Annotated in this window: 19 protein-coding genes; 8 read left to right on the top strand and 11 right to left on the bottom strand. The window is 70.5% G+C overall.

The window, feature by feature from the left end:
- Positions 1-14 precede the first annotated feature (14 nt).
- The 4 genes from OMP39_RS04505 to OMP39_RS04490 all read left to right on the top strand — a co-directional run bounded on the left by OMP39_RS04505 (position 15) and on the right by OMP39_RS04490 (position 4,138).
- A complete protein-coding gene (locus OMP39_RS04505) occupies positions 15-1,769 on the top strand; it encodes an adenylate/guanylate cyclase domain-containing protein (RefSeq protein WP_264893601.1) in 1,755 nt (584 codons plus the stop codon).
- Positions 1,769-2,656 carry a DMT family transporter gene (locus tag OMP39_RS04500; RefSeq protein ID WP_264893600.1) on the top strand — a complete coding sequence of 296 codons (888 nt, stop codon included), beginning with the start codon at positions 1,769-1,771 and terminating at the stop codon, positions 2,654-2,656. Before OMP39_RS04505 ends, OMP39_RS04500 begins: the two co-directional genes overlap by 1 nt.
- Entirely contained in the window at positions 2,653-3,540 is an 888-nt protein-coding gene (locus OMP39_RS04495; protein ID WP_264893599.1) for a sulfurtransferase, read from the top strand. The genes OMP39_RS04500 and OMP39_RS04495 overlap by 4 nt, the downstream gene beginning before the upstream one ends.
- Positions 3,541-3,703: 163 nt before the next feature.
- Positions 3,704-4,138: a universal stress protein gene (locus OMP39_RS04490; RefSeq protein WP_264893598.1), complete on the top strand. Its 435-nt coding sequence runs from the start codon at positions 3,704-3,706 to the stop codon at positions 4,136-4,138.
- Between the two features lie 55 nt (positions 4,139-4,193).
- Here the strand turns inward: OMP39_RS04490 and OMP39_RS04485 are convergent, their stop codons facing one another.
- Together OMP39_RS04485 and OMP39_RS04480 are read right to left on the bottom strand one after the other, a co-directional pair.
- Positions 4,194-4,973, bottom strand: coding sequence for a ZIP family metal transporter (locus OMP39_RS04485; RefSeq protein ID WP_264893597.1), 780 nt, complete (start codon positions 4,971-4,973; stop codon positions 4,194-4,196).
- Positions 4,974-5,041: 68 nt separating this feature from the next.
- The gene (locus OMP39_RS04480; protein ID WP_264893596.1) at positions 5,042-5,932 is read right to left on the bottom strand and encodes a dienelactone hydrolase family protein; all 891 of its coding nucleotides are present in this window, start codon (positions 5,930-5,932) and stop codon (positions 5,042-5,044) included.
- Positions 5,933-6,091: 159 nt separating this feature from the next.
- Here OMP39_RS04480 and OMP39_RS04475 point away from each other — a divergent pair, with 159 nt between their 5' ends.
- Entirely contained in the window at positions 6,092-7,621 is a 1,530-nt protein-coding gene (locus OMP39_RS04475) for a Ppx/GppA phosphatase family protein (RefSeq protein WP_264893595.1), read from the top strand.
- Positions 7,622-7,654: 33 nt separating this feature from the next.
- Here OMP39_RS04475 and OMP39_RS04470 read toward each other — a convergent pair whose 3' ends face one another.
- From OMP39_RS04470 to OMP39_RS04455, 4 genes are all read right to left on the bottom strand, one after another.
- The gene (locus OMP39_RS04470) at positions 7,655-8,143 is read right to left on the bottom strand and encodes a SixA phosphatase family protein (protein ID WP_264893594.1); all 489 of its coding nucleotides are present in this window, start codon (positions 8,141-8,143) and stop codon (positions 7,655-7,657) included.
- A gap of 26 nt (positions 8,144-8,169) precedes the next feature.
- The gene (gene ppk1, locus OMP39_RS04465; RefSeq protein ID WP_264893593.1) at positions 8,170-10,230 is read right to left on the bottom strand and encodes a polyphosphate kinase 1; all 2,061 of its coding nucleotides are present in this window, start codon (positions 10,228-10,230) and stop codon (positions 8,170-8,172) included.
- Between the two features lie 148 nt (positions 10,231-10,378).
- Entirely contained in the window at positions 10,379-11,134 is a 756-nt protein-coding gene (locus OMP39_RS04460; RefSeq protein WP_264893592.1) for a LytR/AlgR family response regulator transcription factor, read from the bottom strand.
- Positions 11,135-11,169: 35 nt separating this feature from the next.
- Positions 11,170-12,267: a sensor histidine kinase gene (locus OMP39_RS04455; protein WP_264893591.1), complete on the bottom strand. Its 1,098-nt coding sequence runs from the start codon at positions 12,265-12,267 to the stop codon at positions 11,170-11,172.
- A gap of 163 nt (positions 12,268-12,430) precedes the next feature.
- Between OMP39_RS04455 and argH the strand changes: the two genes are divergently transcribed.
- Together argH and OMP39_RS04445 are read left to right on the top strand one after the other, a co-directional pair.
- On the top strand, positions 12,431-13,831 hold the full coding sequence (gene argH / locus OMP39_RS04450; protein WP_264893590.1) for an argininosuccinate lyase: 1,401 nt from the start codon (positions 12,431-12,433) through the stop codon (positions 13,829-13,831).
- 95 nt (positions 13,832-13,926) lie between these two features.
- Complete coding sequence (locus tag OMP39_RS04445) at positions 13,927-14,406, top strand: hemerythrin domain-containing protein (RefSeq protein WP_264893589.1); 480 nt, start codon at positions 13,927-13,929, stop codon at positions 14,404-14,406.
- 46 nt (positions 14,407-14,452) lie between these two features.
- Here OMP39_RS04445 and OMP39_RS04440 read toward each other — a convergent pair whose 3' ends face one another.
- On the bottom strand, positions 14,453-15,091 hold the full coding sequence (locus OMP39_RS04440; RefSeq protein ID WP_264893588.1) for a cation efflux transmembrane domain-containing protein: 639 nt from the start codon (positions 15,089-15,091) through the stop codon (positions 14,453-14,455).
- Between the two features lie 75 nt (positions 15,092-15,166).
- On the opposite strand from OMP39_RS04440, the gene cadR reads away from it, so the two are divergent.
- Entirely contained in the window at positions 15,167-15,619 is a 453-nt protein-coding gene (gene cadR / locus OMP39_RS04435) for a Cd(II)/Pb(II)-responsive transcriptional regulator (protein WP_264893587.1), read from the top strand.
- A gap of 78 nt (positions 15,620-15,697) precedes the next feature.
- Here the strand turns inward: cadR and OMP39_RS04430 are convergent, their stop codons facing one another.
- The 4 genes from OMP39_RS04430 to OMP39_RS04415 all read right to left on the bottom strand — a co-directional run bounded on the left by OMP39_RS04430 (position 15,698) and on the right by OMP39_RS04415 (position 19,414).
- Complete coding sequence (locus OMP39_RS04430; protein WP_264893586.1) at positions 15,698-16,894, bottom strand: DUF5666 domain-containing protein; 1,197 nt, start codon at positions 16,892-16,894, stop codon at positions 15,698-15,700.
- 1 nt (position 16,895) lies between these two features.
- Entirely contained in the window at positions 16,896-17,786 is an 891-nt protein-coding gene (locus OMP39_RS04425; protein WP_264893585.1) for a DUF6502 family protein, read from the bottom strand.
- A 97-nt stretch (positions 17,787-17,883) separates the two neighbouring features.
- The gene (locus OMP39_RS04420) at positions 17,884-18,639 is read right to left on the bottom strand and encodes a copper resistance protein NlpE N-terminal domain-containing protein (protein WP_264893584.1); all 756 of its coding nucleotides are present in this window, start codon (positions 18,637-18,639) and stop codon (positions 17,884-17,886) included.
- A gap of 55 nt (positions 18,640-18,694) precedes the next feature.
- Complete coding sequence (locus OMP39_RS04415) at positions 18,695-19,414, bottom strand: MgtC/SapB family protein (RefSeq protein WP_264893583.1); 720 nt, start codon at positions 19,412-19,414, stop codon at positions 18,695-18,697.
- Between the last annotated feature and the right edge of the window lie 136 nt (positions 19,415-19,550).

Below are 19,550 nucleotides of genomic sequence, written 5' to 3'. Positions count from 1 at the left end.
GCACAATGCCGTGCGTGTCACCCCCGCCACCCGTTCCCACCGTGACCGACGCCGCGGTCACCACGCAGCGGCGCTCGCTCAGCCGCACCTTGCCGATCGTGGTGCTGCTGTTCACGGTGGTGCCTTTGCTCGTCGCAGGGCTGCTGTCGCTGGCCGACAGCGCCCAGCGGCTGCGCCGCGACCAGGCCGAGCGCACGCGCCAGACGGTGGAACTGCTGGCCGCGCGGGTCGACCAGCTGGCCAAGTCGGCCCAGCGCACCGCGGCGAGCATCGCCGTGTCCCCGCCGGTGGCGGCCCTGCCGGCCGACGAGCAGGCCGTCTCGCGCCTGCGCGAAGAACTCACCGTGGTGCTGGCGAGCCACCCGGAGCTGGACCATGCGACCGTCGTCGACGCCGCGGGGCGCGTCGTCGCCCAGGCGCTGCGAGGCGGCGCCCCTGCCCCCACGGCCGCGCCCTCGCCCGGCGCCGCGGCCGATGCGCCCCCCGGGCCCCTCGGGGGGCCCACGGCGTCTGCGGGCGAGGCAGGCCGCGGTTGGCGGTTGCGGCCTGCGTTGTCCGGCATGGATCTGGTCTACCCGGCCGTCGGCGGCTCGTCGGTCATCGTGGGGCTGCCCGCCGATGCGCTGCACGAGAGCATGCGGCCGGCCGCGTCGCAGGTGGAGGCGCGGCTGCTCGACCGCGCCGGGGAGCCCATCGCCCGCACCGGCCCGGAGCAGGCGGTGGACGAACAGGACGCGGTGGTGGCCGAGGCACCGGTCGCAGAGACGGGCTGGACCGTGCGGCTCGCCGAACCGCTCACGGGGTACCGCGCAGCGTTGCGTGAGGAGTTCCTGCGGTTCGGGGCCTTGGCGCTCGCCGTCTCGGTGCTCAGTGCCTGGGCGGCGTGGCGCTTCGCGCGCGGGCTGGCCGCCGACGTGCGCCAGGTGGCTCGCGCAGCCCGGGCGATCCTGCGAGGCCATTACCTCAATGCCCACGTCCAACTGCAGCGCGACGATGAACTGGGGGTGCTGGCCGACTCCTTTAACCACATGAGCCGCGAACTCGAAACGCGCGAACGCGAGCGCGACGTGTTCGGCCGGCTGGTGTCGCCCGAAGTGCGGGACCAGCTGCTGCAAGGCGAGTTGATGCTGGGCGGCCACGAGGTGGAAGTGACTGTGTTGCTCAGCGACATCCGCGGCTTCACGCAGCTGTGCGAGCGGATGCAGCCGCGCGACGTGGTGCTGACCCTCAACGAGTACTTGACCCGCATGACCGACGCGGTGCAGCGCTACGGCGGCTACATCAACAACTTCATGGGAGATGCGATGGTGGTGGTCTTCGGGGCACCCAAGCCGGACCCGCACCGGGTCGAGCGGGCGCTCTACGCGGCGGTCGCCATGCAGCGCGCGCTCGCGGACTTCAACGCCGAGCGCGTGGCCTACGGCGCGCCGCGCTTGCGCATGGGCATCGGCCTGGCTAGCGGCACCGCGCTCGCCGGGCAGATCGGCTCGCCCGAACGCTGCATCTACACCGTCATCGGCGACACGGTGAACATCGCCGCCCGGCTGGAGGGCTTGTCCAAGGAGCACCCGCGCATGATCGCCTTCGTCAACGAGGCCACCCGGGCCCTGCTGCCCGCCCCGTTGGCGCAGCTCTTGGTGCCGATGGGCGAGCAGCAGCTCAAGGGCCGGGGCCAGGGCGTGGCGGTGTACGCACTGCCCGTGGAGGCCGACCTGCCGCCCGCAGGCGCGCACCTGCTGCGCGAGGACACCGCTCTGGAGCCGGTCTGATGGCGCCTTCGCTGATGATGGTAGTTGCGTCGCTGCTCTTCGCGACGATGGGGGTATGCGTCAAGTACGCGTCGGCGCACTATTCGGCCGCCGAGATCGTGTTCTACCGCGGCTTGGTCGGCGCGACGATCATCGGCGTGCTGGTGCTGCGCCGGGGCGGCACGCTGCGCACGCAGGTGCCGGCGATGCACTTCTGGCGCAGCATCTCGGGCGTCGCGGCGCTGTGCATGTGGTTCTATGCGATCGGCAACCTGCCTCTGGCCACGGCGATGACCCTCAACTACATGTCGTCGGTGTGGATGGCGCTGTTCCTGCTCGGCGGAGCCATCCTGCTGGGCGGCGCGCGGATCGACACCCGGCTCGTGGCCACCGTGCTCACCGGCTTCGCCGGCGTGGCGCTCATCCTGCGTCCGACGATCGAGCAGGACCAGCTGTGGCATGGGCTCATCGGCCTGCTCTCCGGCATGCTGAGCGCGACCGCCTACCTGCAGGTGACGGCGCTCGGGCGCGCGGGCGAGCCCGAGTACCGCGTGGTGTTCTACTTCTCGCTCGGCGGAATGTGCGCAGGCTTTCTGCTCGCCCTGGGCACGGGCCTGCATGCCCACACCGGGCAAGGCCTCGCGCTGCTGCTCGCGGTGGGGCTGCTGGCCACGGTGGCCCAGCTGCTGATGACCCGGGCCTACGCCAAAGGCCGTACGCTGGTCAACGCGAGCCTGCAGTACCTGGGCATCGTCTTCGCCTTCCTCTACGGCGTCGTGCTGTTCGACGACCCGGTCACGTGGATGGCCCTGGCCGGCATGGCGCTCATCGTGGCGGCCGGCATGGCGGCCACCTTCTTGCGCTCGCGCGCGGCGCCCGCCACGGCCGACGGCGCCAACCCCACATGAGGACCCAATCCATGCAGCCCTACACGACCCTGATCCAGGCCGCCGAACTTCGGCGCCTGCTCGAGCACGGTGGGACGCCCATCGTGATCCTGGACGCGAGCTTCGACCTCGCCGACCCGACGGCCGGCCGTCGTGCCTACGAGGAGGGCCACCTGCCGGGCGCACGCTACGTCCACCTCGATGAGGACCTCTCGGGCACCAAGACCGGCCGCAACGGACGACACCCCCTGCCCTCCCGAGAAGACTTCGCGCGCCGCGCGGCCCGCCTGGGCATCACGCCGGCCACGCAGGTCGTCGTCTACGACCGCCAGGGGGCGAGCTTCTGCGCGCGTGCCTGGTGGATGCTGAAATGGCTCGGCCACGACGCCGTGGCGGTGCTCGACGGCGGCGTCCAAGCCTGGTTGGAAGCAGGCGGCACGCTGGCGCGCGAGGCGCCGATGCCGGTCGCAGACGAAGCCCTCGACCCGCCCCCCTACCCCTTGCGCGACCCACGACTGCCATGGATCGACGTGGAGGGCCTGGAAGCCGCGCTGGCCGCCGGTGGCACGCAAGTCGTCGATGCCCGGGCTCCGGAGCGTTACCGGGGCGACGTCGAGCCGCTGGACCCCGTGGCGGGGCACATCCCCGGCGCGGTCAACCGCTTCTTCCGGGACAACCTCGCAGAGGACGGGCGCTTTCGGACGCCCGAGGAGCTGCGCGCCGCGTTCCAGACGCTGCTCGGCGACCGCGCGCCGGCGGACGTGGTGCACCAGTGCGGCTCGGGCGTCACCGCCTGCCACAACGTGCTGGCGATGGAGGTGGCGGGCCTCGCGGGCTCGCGCCTGTATCCCGGCTCGTGGAGCGAATGGTGCGCCGATCCGCGGCGCCCCGTGGCCGTGGGCTGATCGCCGGCACCGTGGTGCGCCGGTTCGAGGGCGCGGCAAGGGGTCTTGCCGGCCTTGCAGCGGCCGCGGGGTTGCGCCGGCCGCCTGATTTGGATCAAGATGGGTCGCGCACGAGCATGCACGATGCTCGCAACCCCGATTCGAAACCCTGAGGAGGTACGGCATGTACAAGCGCATCCTGGTTCCCACCGATGGCTCCGACATCACGCAGCGCGCGGTGCAGTCGGCCATCTCGCTCGCCAAGCTGACCGGCGCGCAGATCTTCACCATCAGCGTGAAGGACCCCTACCCCTACAGTGCGATTTCGGAGATCCAGCCCACGCTGCCGCAGGAGTTCCTGGACGCGCAGGAGCGCGTGGCCACGCGCAACGTCAGCGCCGTGAAGGAGGCGTGCGCCGCCGCCGGGGTCGAATGCACGGCGCACACCGTCGAGTCGGTGAGCGTGTGGGAAGCGATCGTGGACCACGCCAAGAAGCAGCAGTGCGACCTCATCGTGATGGCCTCGCATGGCCGGCGCGGCGTGCAGGCCCTGCTCCTGGGCAGCGAGACCAACCGGGTGCTCACGCACAGCCCGGTGCCGGTGCTCGTGGTCCGCTGAGCGCATCCCCGAGCGTCGGGAGCCGCCCGCCTCAGTGCGGGCGGGTCTGCTCGGCTCAGTGGTCGTGAAACGGCCCCATCACGCCGATGACCACCATGAGCCCGATGCCCAGCCAGAAGAGCTGCGCGAAGGTTTCCTTCAGCGAGAGCCGCCGCTGCAGCTGCGGGATGAGGTCGGCCACGGCGACGTAGATGAAGCTCGACGAGGCGACGACCAGCAGGTAGGGAAAGAACTCCTCGAACTTGCCCACCAGCAAGTAGCCCAGCACGCCTCCGACGACGGAAGCCAGGCCCGACAGGGCGTTGTAGAGCAGCGCCCTGGCGCGTGAGAACCCCGCGTTGAGCAGCACGATGTAGTCGCCCACCTCCTGCGGGATCTCGTGGGCGATGACGGCCAGCGAGGTCACCACGCCGAGCGACACGTCGGTCAGGAAGGCCGCGGCGATGATGAGGCCGTCGCAGAAGTTGTGGATGCTGTCACCCACGAGCACCGACCAGCCGCCCCGGCCGGCTTGTTCGTGGTCGAAGCCGTGGTGATGGTGATGTCCGTCTTCCTCGTGGTGGTGCCCGTGCCGGTAGAGCTCCGCCTTTTCGAGCAGGAAGAAGAACATCAGTCCGCCCAGCAAGGTGAGGAAGAGCGTGTGCGCATCCACACCGCCTTCCTCGAAGGCCTCGGGCAGCACATGGAGCAGCGCGGTGCCCAGCAACACGCCCGCCGACAGACTCACCAGGTGCTTGACGAGGCGACTGAGAACGGCCAAGGTCAGGCTGGCCGCGATCAGCACCGACAGCGCACCCCCGAGAAACGTTGCCAGAACGATGTAAGTCAGGGTCATCACGAGTCAACAAAAAGGCCGCGCATCCTGCGCGGCCCTCGATGGAAAACGACCCGGGGGTCTTGGGCTCAAGCGACGCCGTGCTGCTTGAACCACGCGAGACACCGCTTCCAGCCGTCTTCCGCCGCCTCCTTGCGGTAGGAGGGACGGTAGTCGGCATGGAAGGCGTGCGGCGCGTCGGGGTAGATGTGGAACTGCGACCGCCGCGCCGCCTCGCTGCCCTGGGCCAAGGCCGCCTTCATCTTATCAACCGTGTCAAGCGGAATGCCGCTGTCCTGGCCGCCGTACAACCCCAGCACGGGGGCCTTGAGCCGCCCGGCCACGTCCACCGGGTGGCGCGGCGTGAGCTCGGTCTGATTGCCCACGAGACGGCCGTACCACGCCACCCCGGCCTTCACCGGCCCGTGCGCGGCATACAGCCAGGTGATGCGGCCGCCCCAGCAGAACCCGGTGATGCCCACGCGGCTGGCGTCTGCGCCGTTGGAGCGGGCCCAGGCCACGGTCGCGTCGAGGTCGCCCATCACCTGCGCATCGGGCACCTTGGAGATCACCTCGGCCTGCAGCTTCGCGATCTCGCCATACGACTGCGGATCGCCCTGGCGCACGAACAGCTCCGGGGCGATGGCCAGATAGCCGAGCTTGGCGAAGCGCCGCGTGATGTCCGCGATGTACTCGTGCACGCCGAAGATCTCGGAGACGACGAGGATCACCGGGTAGGTGCCTTCGCCAGCGGGCTTGGCGCGGTAGGCGGGCATCTTGAAGTCGCCGACCGGAATCGTCACTTCGCCCGCCTCCAACCCCTGCGCGTCCGTCTTGATGGCCTGGGCAGCGACGGGCAGCACGGCCGCGGCAAAGCCACTGCCCAGTGCCGTCTTGACGAAGCCGCGCCGCGAGTAGTCGCGGCCCGGCAGCAGGCTCTGCATGTCACTTTCCATGTCCTTCAAGGCGTCTTTGTTCATCGTCGCGATCTCCTGGAGGTCCCACGCGCTTGGGGGGTGGAGCCCGGCCTGCGCGCGAGCGGCCGGGGCGTTGCGAAGCCTACACGAGAGCCGGGCGGCTCGCAGTCCTGTCCACGTCCTGTCACGGGGGGCGGCGGGTTTTGCAGGGACAATCCGCGCATGCGTGGACCCGACACCGCCCTGCTCGCACGCGAGCCGGCCCCATTGCTGGCGGCCATCGACCTTGGATCGAACAGCTTTCGACTGGAGATCGCCCAGATCCAGCGAGGCCGCTACAAGCGGCTGGACTACCTGAAAGAAACCGTGCGACTGGGTGGCGGCCTGGACGCCCAGGGCATGCTCACCGAGGATGCGACGCAGCGCGGACTCGCCTGTCTCGCCCGCTTCGCGGAGCGCCTCAAGGGCTTGTCCGCCACCCATGTGCGGGCCGTCGCGACGCAGACGCTGCGCGAGGCGCGCAATCGCGACGCCTTCCTCTCGCGCGCCCAAGCCGTCCTCGGCCACCCGATCGAAGTCATCTCCGGGCGCGAAGAGGCCCGTCTCATCTACGCCGGCGTGGCTCGGCTGCTGCCGCCCTCGCCCGGGCGGCGGCTGGTGGTCGACATCGGCGGGCGCTCGACGGAGATGATCCTCGGTGAGGGGCGCACACCGCTGGTGGCCGAGTCGTTCCAGGTGGGCAGCGTGGGCTTGTCGCTGCGGTACTTCGCCGATGGGCGCCTGACGCCCGAAGCCTTTCGCGCGGCGCAGGTGGCCGCGGGCGCCGAGTTGGAGGAAGCGCTGGAGACTTTCGCGCCGCGGCATTGGCGGCACGCCTTCGGCTCCTCGGGCACCGTCGGGGCGGTTTCGCAGGTGCTTGCGGCCTGCGGCGTGACGGACGGGACGGTGACCCCCGAGGGTTTGAGGTGGTGCATCGACCAGTGCCTCAAGGCGGGCCGCGTCGAGGCGCTGGACCTGCCCGGCCTGAAGGATGACCGCCGCCCGGTGATCGGTGGTGGTTTGTCGCTCCTCTACACGCTGGCGATCCAGTTCGGGCTGGATGCCCTCGTGCCGGCCCGCGGTGCGCTGCGTCAGGGCGTGATCTTCGACCTGGACGAGAGGCTGCACGCGGCACGGGCCGGGGCCCATGTGCATGACATGCGTGACGAGTCGGTGCGGCAGTTGCAGGAGCGATTCCATGCGGACCTCGCGCAGGCCGAACGCGTCCGCGAGGTGGCGCTCGCGCTGTACGACCGCCTCGAGGGGCCGGCCGGGGAGGCGCGGCGCGAGCTCGAGTGGGCGGCCCAACTGCACGAGGTGGGCATGAGCGTCTCGCACCATGACCATCACCGCCACAGCGCCTACCTCCTGGCCCACGTGGACGCAGCGGGTTTTTCTCAGTCGCAGCAGCGCCGGCTGGCCGCGCTGGTGCTGGGGCAGCGCGGCGGGCTGCGCAAGGTGGAGGCGTCGCTGCCCGACGAGACCTTCGTCTTGCAGCTGGTGAGCCTGCGCCTGGCGGTGCTGCTGTGCCACGCGCGCCAGGCACCCGAGCTGAAGGCGCTCACCCTTCAGCGCGAGGGCCGCAAGCTGCGACTCGTGCCCGAGCCTGCGTGGGCGCAGCGCCATCCGCGCACGCTCTATCTGCTGCAGCAGGAGCGCGAAGCCTGGGAGCGGGTCGGCGCGCTCGTGCTCGAAGTGCCGCTCCCGCTCTGACGCCGGCGGGTGCCCGGCCGCAGTGGCAGGAGGCTAGAGCAGGTCCGGCGCCTGCACGGCCTGCAGCGTGACCTCGGCGAGGCCGTCGCGCACGCGATGCCGCAACCACCACACGGCCCCCTTCTTCACCGACCAGTGTTCGTCCAACCCGGCGAGCAGGTGGGCCGCCACCAGTCCGAGCGTGGGCTGGTGACCGACGATCAGCACCGGTTCGGAGGCGTCCGGCCAGCGGGCCGCCTGCAGGACGTCCTCCACCGTCGCGCCCGGCGCGAGCGAGGCCACCACCTTGTAGGGCCTGCCCAGCGCCTCCGCCGTCTGCCGGGTGCGGCGCGCGGGGCTGACCAGCACGCGCGTCGAGGCGGCGATGCGGCGGTTGATCCATTCCGCCATCCGCTGTGCCTGGCGCTCGCCCTTGGCCGTCAAGGCCCGCTCCAGGTCCAGCGGGTACGGGTCGGCGCCTGCGGCCACGTCCTCGGGACGCAGCATCTCGGCCTCGGCATGTCGCCACAAGATCAGGTCCATGTCACTGCCCCCGCGTGGCTGGTGGCTCAGGGGGCCGCATAGCGCGCCAGCAGAGCTTGCTGGGCGCTGGGCCCGTCCTCGGCCACACGCACGTAGTGTCCGTCGCTTGCCAATTCCCAGGCGTCCATACGGTCGTGCAGATAGGGCACCAGGCACTCGTCGATGACCCGTTGGCGCAGCCGTGCCTCGCGCACCGGCCAAGCCACCTCGATGCGCCGGAACATGTTGCGGCTCATCCAGTCTGCACTCGAGAGATAGAGCACTTCCTGTGCCTCGGTGTCGCCCCAGCGGAAGTAGATGACGCGCGTGTGCTCCAGGAACCGCCCGACGATCGAGCGCACCCGGATGCGCTCGGTCCAGCGGGGCACGCCGGGGGGCAGCATGCACGCGCCGCGCACCAAGAGGTCGATGCGGGCGCCGGCCTGCGCGGCGCGCACGAGGGCCTCGATCAGCGGGACGTCGGTCAATGCGTTGACCTTGAGCACGATGCGCGCCGGGCGCCCGGCGGCCGCCGCTTCGGCGACCTGGTCGATGTGGCGCAGCATCTGCTTGTGCAGCGTGAACGGGGCGAGCAACAGGTGCCTCGGGGGGCGCACCTTGGTGAGGCTGGCCAGCTGCTGGAACACGGTGTCCGCGTCGGCCGTGAGCTCGGGGTCGGCAGTCAGGTGGCCGATGTCGGTGTAAAGCCGCGCCGTCTTGGGGTTGTAGTTGCCGGTGGACAAGTGCGCATAGCGGCGCAACCGCCCGCCCTCGCGCCGGGTGACGAGCAGCAGCTTGGCATGCGTCTTGAGCCCGACGATGCCGTACACCACCTGCGCGCCGACTGCCTCGAGCTGCTCGGCCCAGTTGATGTTGGCCTCCTCGTCGAAGCGTGCTTTGAGCTCCACGACGGCCGTGACCTCCTTGCCGCGGCGGGCGGCCTCCAGCAGCAAGTCCATCAGCACCGACTGCGCCCCGGTGCGGTAGATGGTCTGCTTGATGGCGAGTACGTCCGGGTCGTGCACCGCTTCGCGCAGCAGCTGCACCACGGGCTCGAACGACTCGAAGGGATGGTGCAGGAGCACGTCGCCTTCGCGCAGGCGCTGGAACATGCTGACCCCGCGCGGCAAGGCCGCGGGCCACGCGGGCTCGTAGGACGGATAGCGCAAATGCGGCGCGTCGGCCTGCTCGATGAGCTGGTCGAGCCGCACCAGGTTGACCGGCCCGTTGACCCGGTACAGCGCCTGCGGCGGCAGGCCGAACTGTTGCAGCAGGAAGGAGGACAGCTCCTCGGGGCAGGTACGCACCACCTCGAGCCGGATCGCCTGGCCGAAGTGCCGGGTGGTCAGCGACGTGCGCAAGGCTTGGCGCAGGTTGGTGACGTCCTGCTCGTCGACCGCGAGGTCCGAGTCGCGGGTGACACGGAACTGCGAGAACGCCTCCACGGTGCGGCCCGGAAAGAGCTCCTCCAGGTGGGCACGGATCACGCTGGACAGCAGCACGAAGGCCTGCTGTCCGGGGGCCAGTTCATCGGGCAGACGGATCACGCGCGGCAGCACGCGGGGCACCTTGACGATGGCGATGGAGTTCTCGCGCCCGAACGCGTCCTTGCCGCCCAGCTTGACGATGAAGTTGAGTGACTTGTTGGCGACTTGTGGAAACGGATGCGACGGGTCCAGCCCGACGGGCACCAGCAGCGGTCGCACCTGCCGCTGGAAGAAGTGGTCCACCCAACGCCGCTGCTGCAGATTGCGCTCGGCATGGTTGAGGACGACGATGCCTTCGAGCTCGAGCGCCGGCATGACCTCGTCGTTGAAGACGGCGTACTGCCGGTCGATCAGATCGTGCGCCGCCGCAGCCACCTCGGCGAGGTCGCGCGCCGAGACCGCCGCCCCCGGCTGGCGGGACGCCTCCAGGTAGTCGCCGAAGCGCACTTCGAAGAACTCGTCGAGGTTGGACGAGACGATGCAGATGTAGCGCAGGCGCTCGAGCAGCGGCACGTCGGGGCGCCTCGCCTGCGCGAGCACGCGGTGATTGAATTCCAGGATCGCGCGCTCACGGTTGAGCAGCGCAAGCCCTGCGCGGGGCGCATGCACCTCAGCAGTCATGGAAATTCAGTATATGACCGGGTCGTGACAGTTCGACGACAGCCGGTTTCCACGCGTGGCGGGGCCGGCGAGGTCGATACACGCGGTCATCGTCGCGCCCCGAACGTGCCGGGCGCTCGGGACTTGGATGGCGTCGGAGCCTCGACGCTCAGACCCCTTCGGCCGTCAGCGCCTCGCGCACCGCAGCGACCTGCCGGCGCGAGACTGCCAGCCACTCGTCGGTGCCTTCGATGCGCACGGCCCAGCCTTCCCTGCCTGCCTCCTCGTCGCCCGGCACTGCCCGGCGCTCGAGCGCGCGCACGGCGCGGCGGGCGACCAGTGCGTTGCGGTGCACCCGCAGGAAGCGTTCGCCCAGCCGCTCTTCCAGTTCGGAGAGCGATTCGTCGAGCACGTAGGTGTGGCGCGCGGTGCGCAAGGTCACGTACTTGAGCTCGGCCTTGAGGTAGAGAACCTCCGAGACCGGGACACGGGTGACGCGGCCGCGGTCGTTGACGACCAGCACCGGCTCCGCATCGGCCGCGGCACCGCGAGCCCTGAGCCGGTCGTGCGCCCGGTGCAAGGCGGCCTGCAATCGCTCGCGCCGCACCGGTTTCGTGAGGTAGTCGACGGCCTCGAGGTCGAAGGCGCTGACGGCATGCTCGGGGTGGGCCGTGACGAAGACCACCGCCGGCGGCTGTTCGTGGCGGCGCAGCTCGCTCGCCAGCCTCAGGCCATCGGCCCCGGGCATCTGCACGTCCAGCAGCACGAGGTCGCAGCGTTCCTGTGCCAGCCAGCTCAGCGCCTGCACCGCATTGGCCGCTTCGCCGACGACCTGCGCGCCCGGCTCTTCGCACTCATGCACGAGGCTGCGCAGCCGCAGCCGCGCGAGCTCCTCGTCGTCCACGATCAACACCCTCAGCGTCATCTAGAGCCTCCGACCCGTTCTTCTCTTCTCTCTTGTCAGGACTTCAGCGGCACGACGACATGGACGCGCCACGTATCGCGCTCCGGCCCGGCCGAGAATTGGGCGGCCACATCATGCATCAGCCGCAGGCGCTCCTTCACATTGCGCAGCGCCATGCCGTGGCCGGGCGGGGCCGCCTGGCCCGCGGGCGGCAGGGAGTTGCTCACCGAGATGAGCGCCTGCCCGCCGCGCACTGCCGTGCGCACCCGCACCCACCCTCCTTGGGGTGCCGGTTCGATCCCGTGCCGCACCGCATTCTCCACGAGCGGTTGCAACAGCAGCGGAGGCACGCGGGCCTCGCCGGCACGGGCGTCGAGCTCCCAGGTGACCTTGAGCCGCTCGCCGAAGCGGATCTGCTCGATCGCCAGATACCGCTGGGCGAGCTCCACCTCCTCCGCCAGCGTCACGGACGAGCCGGACTCGATCAGCGCGACCCGGAACAGCTCGGACAGATCCTCGAGCACGGCCTCGGCACGCGCCGGATCGATCCGCACCAGCGCGATCGCCGTGTTCAGCGTATTGAACAGGAAATGCGGCCGGATGCGCGACTGGAGCTCGGCCAGCCGGGCGGCCGTGACCGCCGGCAGCTGGCTGCGGGCGCGCAGGCGCAAGGCGTAGAAGAGCGCCGCGGCCAGCGCGGCGCCGGCGACGAGCGGTGCCCCGTCCAGCCCCATGTGCGGCGTGGCCAGGCCGGTCAAGCCCACCTGCCACATGCCGTAGGCCCCGGCGAGCGCTCCCAACCCCGTCACCAGGACCCACTGCCCTACGTCCGTCATGCGGACGATCCAGCGGCGCAGCGCACACACCACCACGAGCCAGGCGAGCGTGCCCGGCAGCGCCACCGCCGTGGCCGAGGCAAAACGCAGCAGCCAGTCCTGCCCGTCCACCGCCGCCAGGCCCAGCCCCACCGCCAGCACGCCGTGGACGAACAGCACAGCGCGCAGCACCACGCCGATCTGGCAGGTCTCGAGCGCGGAGGTAGGCCGCCGGCCGCCCGCTGCGGGGCCTGCGACGTGATCGAAGATCGTCGTGGTGCCGAACTGGCTGGGCGACGTGAGGCCCGAAGGGCGCGTCGGCGCGGGCGAAGGTCGCAAAGACGAGTCTCCTAGAATCCAGGGGTGGCGCTTTCGTGAAGAAGTGCCGGCCCGTCGACGTGGCGGCCCGGCACCCGGCGCCGCAGCGATTCTCCAAGACGGAAGCCGCCCCCGGCAAGCGCCGGGCTGCACGCTGTCGCCCGGCCCCTACCTCGCGTCCATCATGTCCGCCAATCAACTCGACAAGAAATCCGAAGCCTGGTCCGCCCTCTTCTCCGAGCCGATGAGCGATCTGGTCAAGCGCTACACCGCCAGCGTCTTCTTCGACAAGCGGCTGTGGAAGGCCGACATCCAGGGCTCGCTCGCGCACGCCGAGATGCTGGCGGCGCAGGGTGTCATCTCTCAGGACGACTGGGCGGCGATCCAGCGCGGCATGGCGCAGATCCGCGAGGAGATCGAGTCCGGCCGCTTCGACTGGAAGCTGGACCTGGAGGACGTGCACCTGAACATCGAGGCGCGCCTCACGCAACTGGTGGGCGACGCCGGCAAGCGCTTGCACACCGGCCGCTCGCGCAACGACCAGGTCGCCACCGACGTGCGGCTGTGGCTGCGCGAGGAGATCGACCTGATCGACGGGCTGCTGGGCGACCTGCAGAAAGCCTTGCTCGACCTGGCCGAGCGCCACGCGGAGGTGATCCTGCCGGGCTTCACGCACCTGCAGGTCGCGCAGCCGGTGAGCTTCGGCCACCACATGCTGGCCTATGTGGAAATGTTCGCGCGCGACGCCGAGCGCATGCGCGACGTGAGAAAGCGCGTGAATCGACTGCCGCTGGGTGCCGCGGCGCTGGCCGGCACCAGCTACCCGCTGGACCGCGAACGGGTGGCCCGCACGCTGGGCATGGAGGGCATCTGCCAGAACTCGCTGGACGCGGTGAGCGACCGCGACTTCGCGATCGAGTTCACGGCCGCCGCGTCGCTCGCGATGGTGCATGTGTCGCGGCTGTCGGAGGAGCTCATCCTCTGGATGAGCCAGAGCTTCGGCTTCATCGACATCGCGGACCGCTTCTGCACCGGCTCGTCGATCATGCCGCAGAAGAAGAACCCGGACGTGCCGGAGCTCGCCCGCGGCAAGACGGGCCGCGTGGTGGGCCACCTGATGGGCCTCATCACGCTGATGAAGGGCCAGCCCCTCGCCTACAACAAAGACAACCAGGAAGACAAGGAGCCGCTCTTCGACACGGTGGACACCCTCAAGGACACGCTGCGCATCTTCGCCGAGATGGTGGGCGGCATCACCGTGAAGCCCGAGGCGATGGAGCGCGCCGCCCTCAAGGGCTACGCCACTGCGACCGACCTGGCCGACTACCTCGTCAAGAAGGGCCTGCCCTTCCGCGACGCGCACGAGGTGGTGGCTCACGCGGTCAAGGACGCCATCGCTCGCGGGGTGGACCTCGCCGAGCTGCCACTGGCCACGTTGCAGGGCTACAGCGCCGCGATCGAGGACGACGTGTACCAGGTGCTCTCCCTGCGCGGCTCGCTGCAAGCGCGCGACATCCTCGGCGGCACGGCGCCCGCGCAGGTGCGGGCCCAGATCGCCCGGCACCGCGCGCGGCTGGCGGGCTGAGGCGCGTGTCCGGGGCGGTGGGCCGGCCCTGATCCACGTCAAGACCGGCCCCCTCGTCTGCGTCTAGTCTCGGGCCTTCCCGACCGGAGGCCCCGATGACTGCCGCAAGCTGGAGCGAAGACCTCGCCCTCGACAACCCCCGCATGGACACCACGCACGAGGAGTTCCTCGTGCTGCTCGAAAGCCTGCGAGACGCCGGCGAGGACGAGCGACTGGCGCGGCTGGACGACCTGATCGGCCACACCGAGGCGCACTTCGGCCAGGAAGACCGCTGGATGCGTGCCACCGGCTTTGCCCCGGGCAGCTGTCACGAGACGCAGCACGCCCAGGTGCTGGCCGTGCTGCGTGACCAGGCGGGCCGTGCGCGTCGCGGGGAGGCGGTCGATTTTTCGCGGCTGGCGCAGGAGCTGGGCATCTGGTTCGCCCACCATGTGCAGACGATGGACGCGGCCCTCGCCTTCCACTGCAGTCAGGTCGGCTTCGACACCAGCACGGAGAGCATCGACCCGCAGCGTGCACGGGCCGCGCTGCCCGAACAGCCCCTGACGCACTGCGGCGGCACCGCGTGCAGCTAGCGGGGCACGGGCACACAAGAGCATGGGCGTCGGGGCCCCGTGCCCTTCAGCCGTGCACGTGCACCCGCCCCTCGCGGCGCTCGTCGCGGGCATAGCGCAGCACCTGCCAGCCGCCGGAGATGCCCAGCGAGGCCATGAGGGTGGCCACCACCAGGTCGGGCCACGCCGTGCCGGTGCCGAACACGCCCAGCGCCGCGAGGACGATCGCGAGGTTGCCGAGCGCGTCGTTGCGTGAGCACAGCCACACCGAGCGGGCATTGGCGCTGCCGCCGCGGTAGCGGTAGAGCAGCGCCGCCACCGTCAGGTTGGCCGCGAAGGCCAGCAGGCCGATCCCGCCCATCGTGACGGGCTGCGGTGAGGACCCGGCCCACGCGGACCACGCCGCGCGGCCGAGCACGACGAGGCCGTAGCCGACCATCAGCGCACCCTTGACGCTCGCGAGCCGGGTGCTCCAGTGCGCCGCCATGCCGAGCACCAGGAGCGATGCCCCGTAGTTCAGTGCATCGGCCGCGAAATCCACCGCATCGGCCAGCAGGGAGGCCGAGTCGGCCGACAACCCGCCCGCGAGCTCGACGAAGAACATGGCGGCGTTGACGACGAGCGCCACCCAGAGCACCCGTCGCCAGCGGGGGTCCCGGGCTTCTTGTGCGCTGGACGGGCAGTGATCGTGACAGTGGGCGGACATCGCACTCCTTTCGTCGGGGTCGGGGTCAAGCAATTACAGTGATTGCAAACCCTGTAGCAACTCCAGAGTCAAGCGATGAAGATCGGCGATCTGGCCCGGCTGAGCGACACCCCGGTGGACACGGTGCGCTACTACGAGAAGGCCGGGCTCATGCCCGTGCCACCGCGCAGCGATGCGAACTACCGGCGCTACGACGACACCCACGTGGCCCGGCTGCGGTTCATCCGCCACTGCCGGGCGTTGGACCTCTCGCTCGACGAGATCCGCACGCTGCTGCGGGTGCGCGACGATCCGCAGTCGGACTGCGCCGACGCGAACGACCTGATCGACGAGCACCTCGTGCACGTGCGCCGGCGCATCGAGGAGCTGCGGCAGCTCGAGGCCCAGTTGCAGGACCTTCGCGCCGCCTGCGGGCCCGGGCACCGGGGCGGCGAATGCGGCATCCTGGCGCGGCTGGAAGACGAGCCCGCCCCCGCCGTGCCGCGAGAAGGGCCGGCCTGCGTGGCGACCTTGCACAAGCCTCGCTGAAGCCGGGTGGGCGGCCGCGGGCGGCGATCAAAAAGGGCCGCAGCGTGCGGCCCTTTCCAGCAAGGCGACGAGCGGGGATCAGTCGTCGCGCTTGACCTCGGTGGCGATGACGGTCGCACCGTCGGTGTGCAGCCGGCCCTTGACCTCGACCGCCAAGCTGTTGGCCAGGGCGCCGAAGCTCAGACCGTCCTTGTAGGTGGTGGTGCCGTCGACCCGCACCGCGACCCCGCGGACGACGAAGGTGGCGCTGCTGCCGGTGCCCGCAGTGAAGCCGCTGATCGCGCCGTGCAGCTCGATCTCGCGCTCGTCCTCGGACTCGTCGTCCTCGAACTCCACCTTCCGCGCGATGAGCACGCCGTTCTGGATCGAACCTTCGACTTCGACGCGCACCCCGGCGGCGAGCGTGCCGCTGCCTTCGAACGTGGCTCGGCTGGCGTCGACCCGCAGTCCGTTGACCGTGAAGTCGCCCGCACTCGTGTACGAGGTCACCACGCCCTCCACCTCGGCCTCGGCGTGGTCGTCATAGACCTTGCGCACGCGGATCTCGGTGGCCGTCCAGACGGCCGGCGCAGGCGAGTCGGCCCGGAGCTTCACGCGCACGAGACGGCCGTTGGCGAAGCCTTCGGGCAGCGCCCCGGTGTAGGTGAGGCTGGTGCCCCCGAGGGTGAACGTGGTGGTGCCGCCGGACGTGTTGGGGTTGCTCACGAACCCGGTGAGCTTGTAGAAGGCCGGCGCAGACGATTCAAGCTCCACCCGGGTCGCCACGATCGGCCCCGAGGCGCTCGGATAGCCGTACACCTCGACCACCCGGCCCTCCAGGTCTGCGGCAGCGACGGAGCCCAGATCGAGCACCGTGGAGGCCGTGAGCGTCACGGACTGGCCGAGGACGGTGAGCGAATTGCTGCTTGCGGCCGTCACCGGCCCCTTGACGACGCTGGACACCTCCACGTGGGAGGCCGTGCTGCGGGGCAACTCACCTGCGGCGCCCGGGGTCGGGGCCGTGCCTTGCACCTCCACCACCATGCCGAGCTTGAGCTGGCCCTTCAGGTCGTTGCCGTCGTCGTCTTGCACATGGGCGCTCGAGTCGTCGTAGCGCACACCATTGACGATGATGGAGCCGAAGCCGGAGATGCGCCCGACCGAGAAGGCGCCCGTGCCGCCGGTGTCCACGCCGCCCGAGCCGCCGCCGCAGGCGACGAGGCTGAAGGCGGCCACCAAGCCGGCGAGGCCGGCTCTCCACGCTCGCAGGGATCGCAATGAAAGAGGCGAGGACATCTCAGTTCTCCTGGTCGGACGGTGGTGAGGGGGGGTTCGAACCGGACGCGGCGGGCATGGCATCCGTGTAGGTGTACAGGCCGATGCGCAGGCGCTGGTCCTGTGCGCGGCCGGCGGCGCGGTCTTCTTCGATCAGGCGGGTGATGGCGGGCACGAGCGCCGTGAGCAGGGCCTGCCATTGCTCGGTGACGAGGCGGCGCACTTGTTCCAGGGACTCGCCGGACAACTCGTCGGCGAACAGCGCCTGCTCGAAGTGCCGTTTGCCGTCGGTGAGCACGTTGGCGACGGCCGCACTGAAGTGGTCGCCGACGTTGGCGCCCAGGAAGCCGAGCATGCGCACCAGATCGCCCTGCGGCACGTACGTCTCTCGCAGCAGGTGCACCGTCTCGCCGGCGGCGTCCAGCTCCGCCAGGCCCAGCCGGCACAGCTCCTCCAGCAGGCTGCGGGGATGCACGTCGCGTGTCACGGCCTGCGCCAGGCTTTCGAAGCTCGGGGCCGGCCCTTGGCGGGGCAAGGCCATGGGGCGCCCCTCGGGAGTGCGCAGTGCCGGGTCCGACAGCCAGCGGGTGAAGAGCTCGGTGGCGGGCGAGCGGCGGGGCGGGGGGTCGCCCTCGGGCCGCTGGAGGAGGCGCGTGACCTCGCGCCGGCTCAACCCGGTGGCCGCGCTGATGCGGCTGACCGCCCGTTGGGCGTGGCCCCCGTGGGCCTCGCGCCCTGCCTCGAGAAAGGCGAGCTTGAGCAGAGCCTCGGCCTGCGCATAGGGCAGGCCCTGGGCCACCGCCAGTCGGGCCAACGGCAGCAGCACGGCGCGCAGCGCGGCGTGCAGTTCACCGAGAGGCCCCTGGGCGTCGAGGTCCGACGCGAGGGCGGTGGGGTGCAGGCGGGTGTCCACGGAGGTCCAGTGCTAGGGTCTGGCCTCCAGTTTAAATGTGCAAGCTGCACATTTCAAGAGAAATGTGCGGGATGCACATTTTCGGGCCCGCACCGCCTTACCTGACCTCCAACTCGTAGGGCAGCGTCTGGGCGACCGCCCCTCCTTCTCGGGTGTACTGTGCGCGCAGGTTCATGACCCCGGTGCCCACGGCGCGGAAGCGCAGCACGTCGAAGCCGGAGCCGGGAGAAGCCGGGTCGGGCACGTGGCCCACGTGGGCGAGCGGCTGCAAGCCCGGGGGGGCATCGGCCACGCGCCAGCGCCACCCCTCCGCGGCCCGGGCCGGCAGGATCAGCGCCACCTCCTGCCCCGCCCGCACGGCATGGCGAACGAGCCTGTCGCCGGCCGTGAGCACCAAAGCCTGGGGCGGCAGGTCGTCCGGCACGCGCACCAGGCTGCGGGGCCATGCGGCGGGCAGCTCCTGCAGCTGGTGGTCCAGCGCACGCAGCACCCACGGCCCGGCCTGGCGGAAGCTGCGCATGCGGGCCGGCTGGTCGGGATCGGTCTGGATGACGACGGCCCGGGGATCGTCGGCCGCGCCGGAACCCAGGACCCAACTTCCCCGGTTCTCGGCCGCGGCGTCCTTCGGCGCCCCGAGCGGCTGCTGCGTCATGCGGTAGCCGGACGGCGTGCCGTCTGCGGCGCGCATCAGCCAGAGTTCGGTACGCAGCCCCGGGCACTCGGCACAGGGCAGCACGCCGACGTAGCGCAACGTGCCCGGTGGAGGGACTTCGGGCGCACGGGGGCTCGCGGCGCACCCGGCCAGCCCCAGGAGGGCGGCGGCCACGGCCGTGATCGACCAGCGTTGGATCATGGACACCTCTCTTGCAGCAGGGCGATTGCACCGGCGCGGCCAGACGGGCGCGGGGTCAGTCGCCCAGGGGCGAGACGCGGAACTCCTTGACCACGTCGAGCTTGCTCAGCATATCGGACAGGGCCGCCGCATTGGCCGCGCGGCCGCTGCGGATGACCATGCGGTACTCGAAGAAGCCGGCTTCCGCGTCCAGACGGTAGTTGAGCCGAGCAATCGAGAAGCCGAACTGCTCCAGCATCCGGCGCATCTCGGCTTCGCTGATGCTGGCCCCGCGCGCGAAACGCACGACGAAGTTCGCATAGAACTGGGTGGGGATGCTGTTCTCGATCCAGCGGAACAAGGACAGGGTGCCCAGCGTGAGCAGCGTGGCCACCACGGCCGGGAAGTAGAAGCCGATCCCGATCAACACGCCGAGCGCGGCCGTGACCCAGATCGAGGCGGCGGTGGTGAGGCCGCGCACGGACAGGCCCTCTTTCATGATGGTGCCGGCGCCGAGAAAGCCGATGCCCGTCATGATGCCCTGGGCCATGCGGGTCGGGTCGAGCGTGATGCGGCCCTGGCTGATGCCCGGAAACCAGCGCGTCTCGTAGACGGTGACGAGCATCAGCAGCGCCGTGGACAGGCACACGAGCGCGTGAGTGCGAAAGCCGGCGGGGCGGCCGTGATAGCTGCGTTCGAGGCCGATCGCGCCGCCGATGACGAGCGCGGCCAGGAGCCGGAGGGCCATCGCCAGGTGGTCGGGATCTCGAACGGTCTGGGTCAGTGTGTCGAGCATGGCATCGTGAGGGGCACCTGCTTGCAGGCGGTTCACCCGGCAAGCGACCTGCGCCGCCCCCGGGGCACGTCAGGGCGAATGGTGCACCCGGGGGCCCACAGCGGCAAAGGGCGTGCCCGCGGGCGTCTTGCCTGCT

The sequence above is a fragment of the Schlegelella aquatica genome (genome assembly GCF_026013905.1).
Taxonomy (GTDB): domain Bacteria; phylum Pseudomonadota; class Gammaproteobacteria; order Burkholderiales; family Burkholderiaceae_C; genus Caldimonas; species Caldimonas aquatica.
Note: the sequence above shows the minus strand (reverse complement) of the source record. Positions and strands in the feature narration are given on the sequence as shown.

Excerpts from the sequence above, each read along its gene's own strand:
- OMP39_RS04500 (WP_264893600.1), top strand. The coding sequence starts at position 1,769 with ATGGCGCCTTCGCTGATGATGGTAGTTGCGTCGCTGCTCTTCGCGACG.
- OMP39_RS04495 (WP_264893599.1), top strand. The coding sequence starts at position 2,653 with ATGAGGACCCAATCCATGCAGCCCTACACGACCCTGATCCAGGCCGCC.
- OMP39_RS04490 (WP_264893598.1), top strand. The coding sequence starts at position 3,704 with ATGTACAAGCGCATCCTGGTTCCCACCGATGGCTCCGACATCACGCAG.
- OMP39_RS04485 (WP_264893597.1), bottom strand. The coding sequence starts at position 4,973 with ATGACCCTGACTTACATCGTTCTGGCAACGTTTCTCGGGGGTGCGCTG.
- OMP39_RS04480 (WP_264893596.1), bottom strand. The coding sequence starts at position 5,932 with ATGAACAAAGACGCCTTGAAGGACATGGAAAGTGACATGCAGAGCCTG.
- OMP39_RS04475 (WP_264893595.1), top strand. The coding sequence starts at position 6,092 with ATGCGTGGACCCGACACCGCCCTGCTCGCACGCGAGCCGGCCCCATTG.
- OMP39_RS04470 (WP_264893594.1), bottom strand. The coding sequence starts at position 8,143 with ATGGACCTGATCTTGTGGCGACATGCCGAGGCCGAGATGCTGCGTCCC.
- ppk1 (WP_264893593.1), bottom strand. The coding sequence starts at position 10,230 with ATGACTGCTGAGGTGCATGCGCCCCGCGCAGGGCTTGCGCTGCTCAAC.
- OMP39_RS04460 (WP_264893592.1), bottom strand. The coding sequence starts at position 11,134 with ATGACGCTGAGGGTGTTGATCGTGGACGACGAGGAGCTCGCGCGGCTG.
- argH (WP_264893590.1), top strand. The coding sequence starts at position 12,431 with ATGTCCGCCAATCAACTCGACAAGAAATCCGAAGCCTGGTCCGCCCTC.
- OMP39_RS04445 (WP_264893589.1), top strand. The coding sequence starts at position 13,927 with ATGACTGCCGCAAGCTGGAGCGAAGACCTCGCCCTCGACAACCCCCGC.
- OMP39_RS04440 (WP_264893588.1), bottom strand. The coding sequence starts at position 15,091 with ATGTCCGCCCACTGTCACGATCACTGCCCGTCCAGCGCACAAGAAGCC.
- cadR (WP_264893587.1), top strand. The coding sequence starts at position 15,167 with ATGAAGATCGGCGATCTGGCCCGGCTGAGCGACACCCCGGTGGACACG.
- OMP39_RS04430 (WP_264893586.1), bottom strand. The coding sequence starts at position 16,894 with ATGTCCTCGCCTCTTTCATTGCGATCCCTGCGAGCGTGGAGAGCCGGC.
- OMP39_RS04420 (WP_264893584.1), bottom strand. The coding sequence starts at position 18,639 with ATGATCCAACGCTGGTCGATCACGGCCGTGGCCGCCGCCCTCCTGGGG.
- OMP39_RS04415 (WP_264893583.1), bottom strand. The coding sequence starts at position 19,414 with ATGCTCGACACACTGACCCAGACCGTTCGAGATCCCGACCACCTGGCG.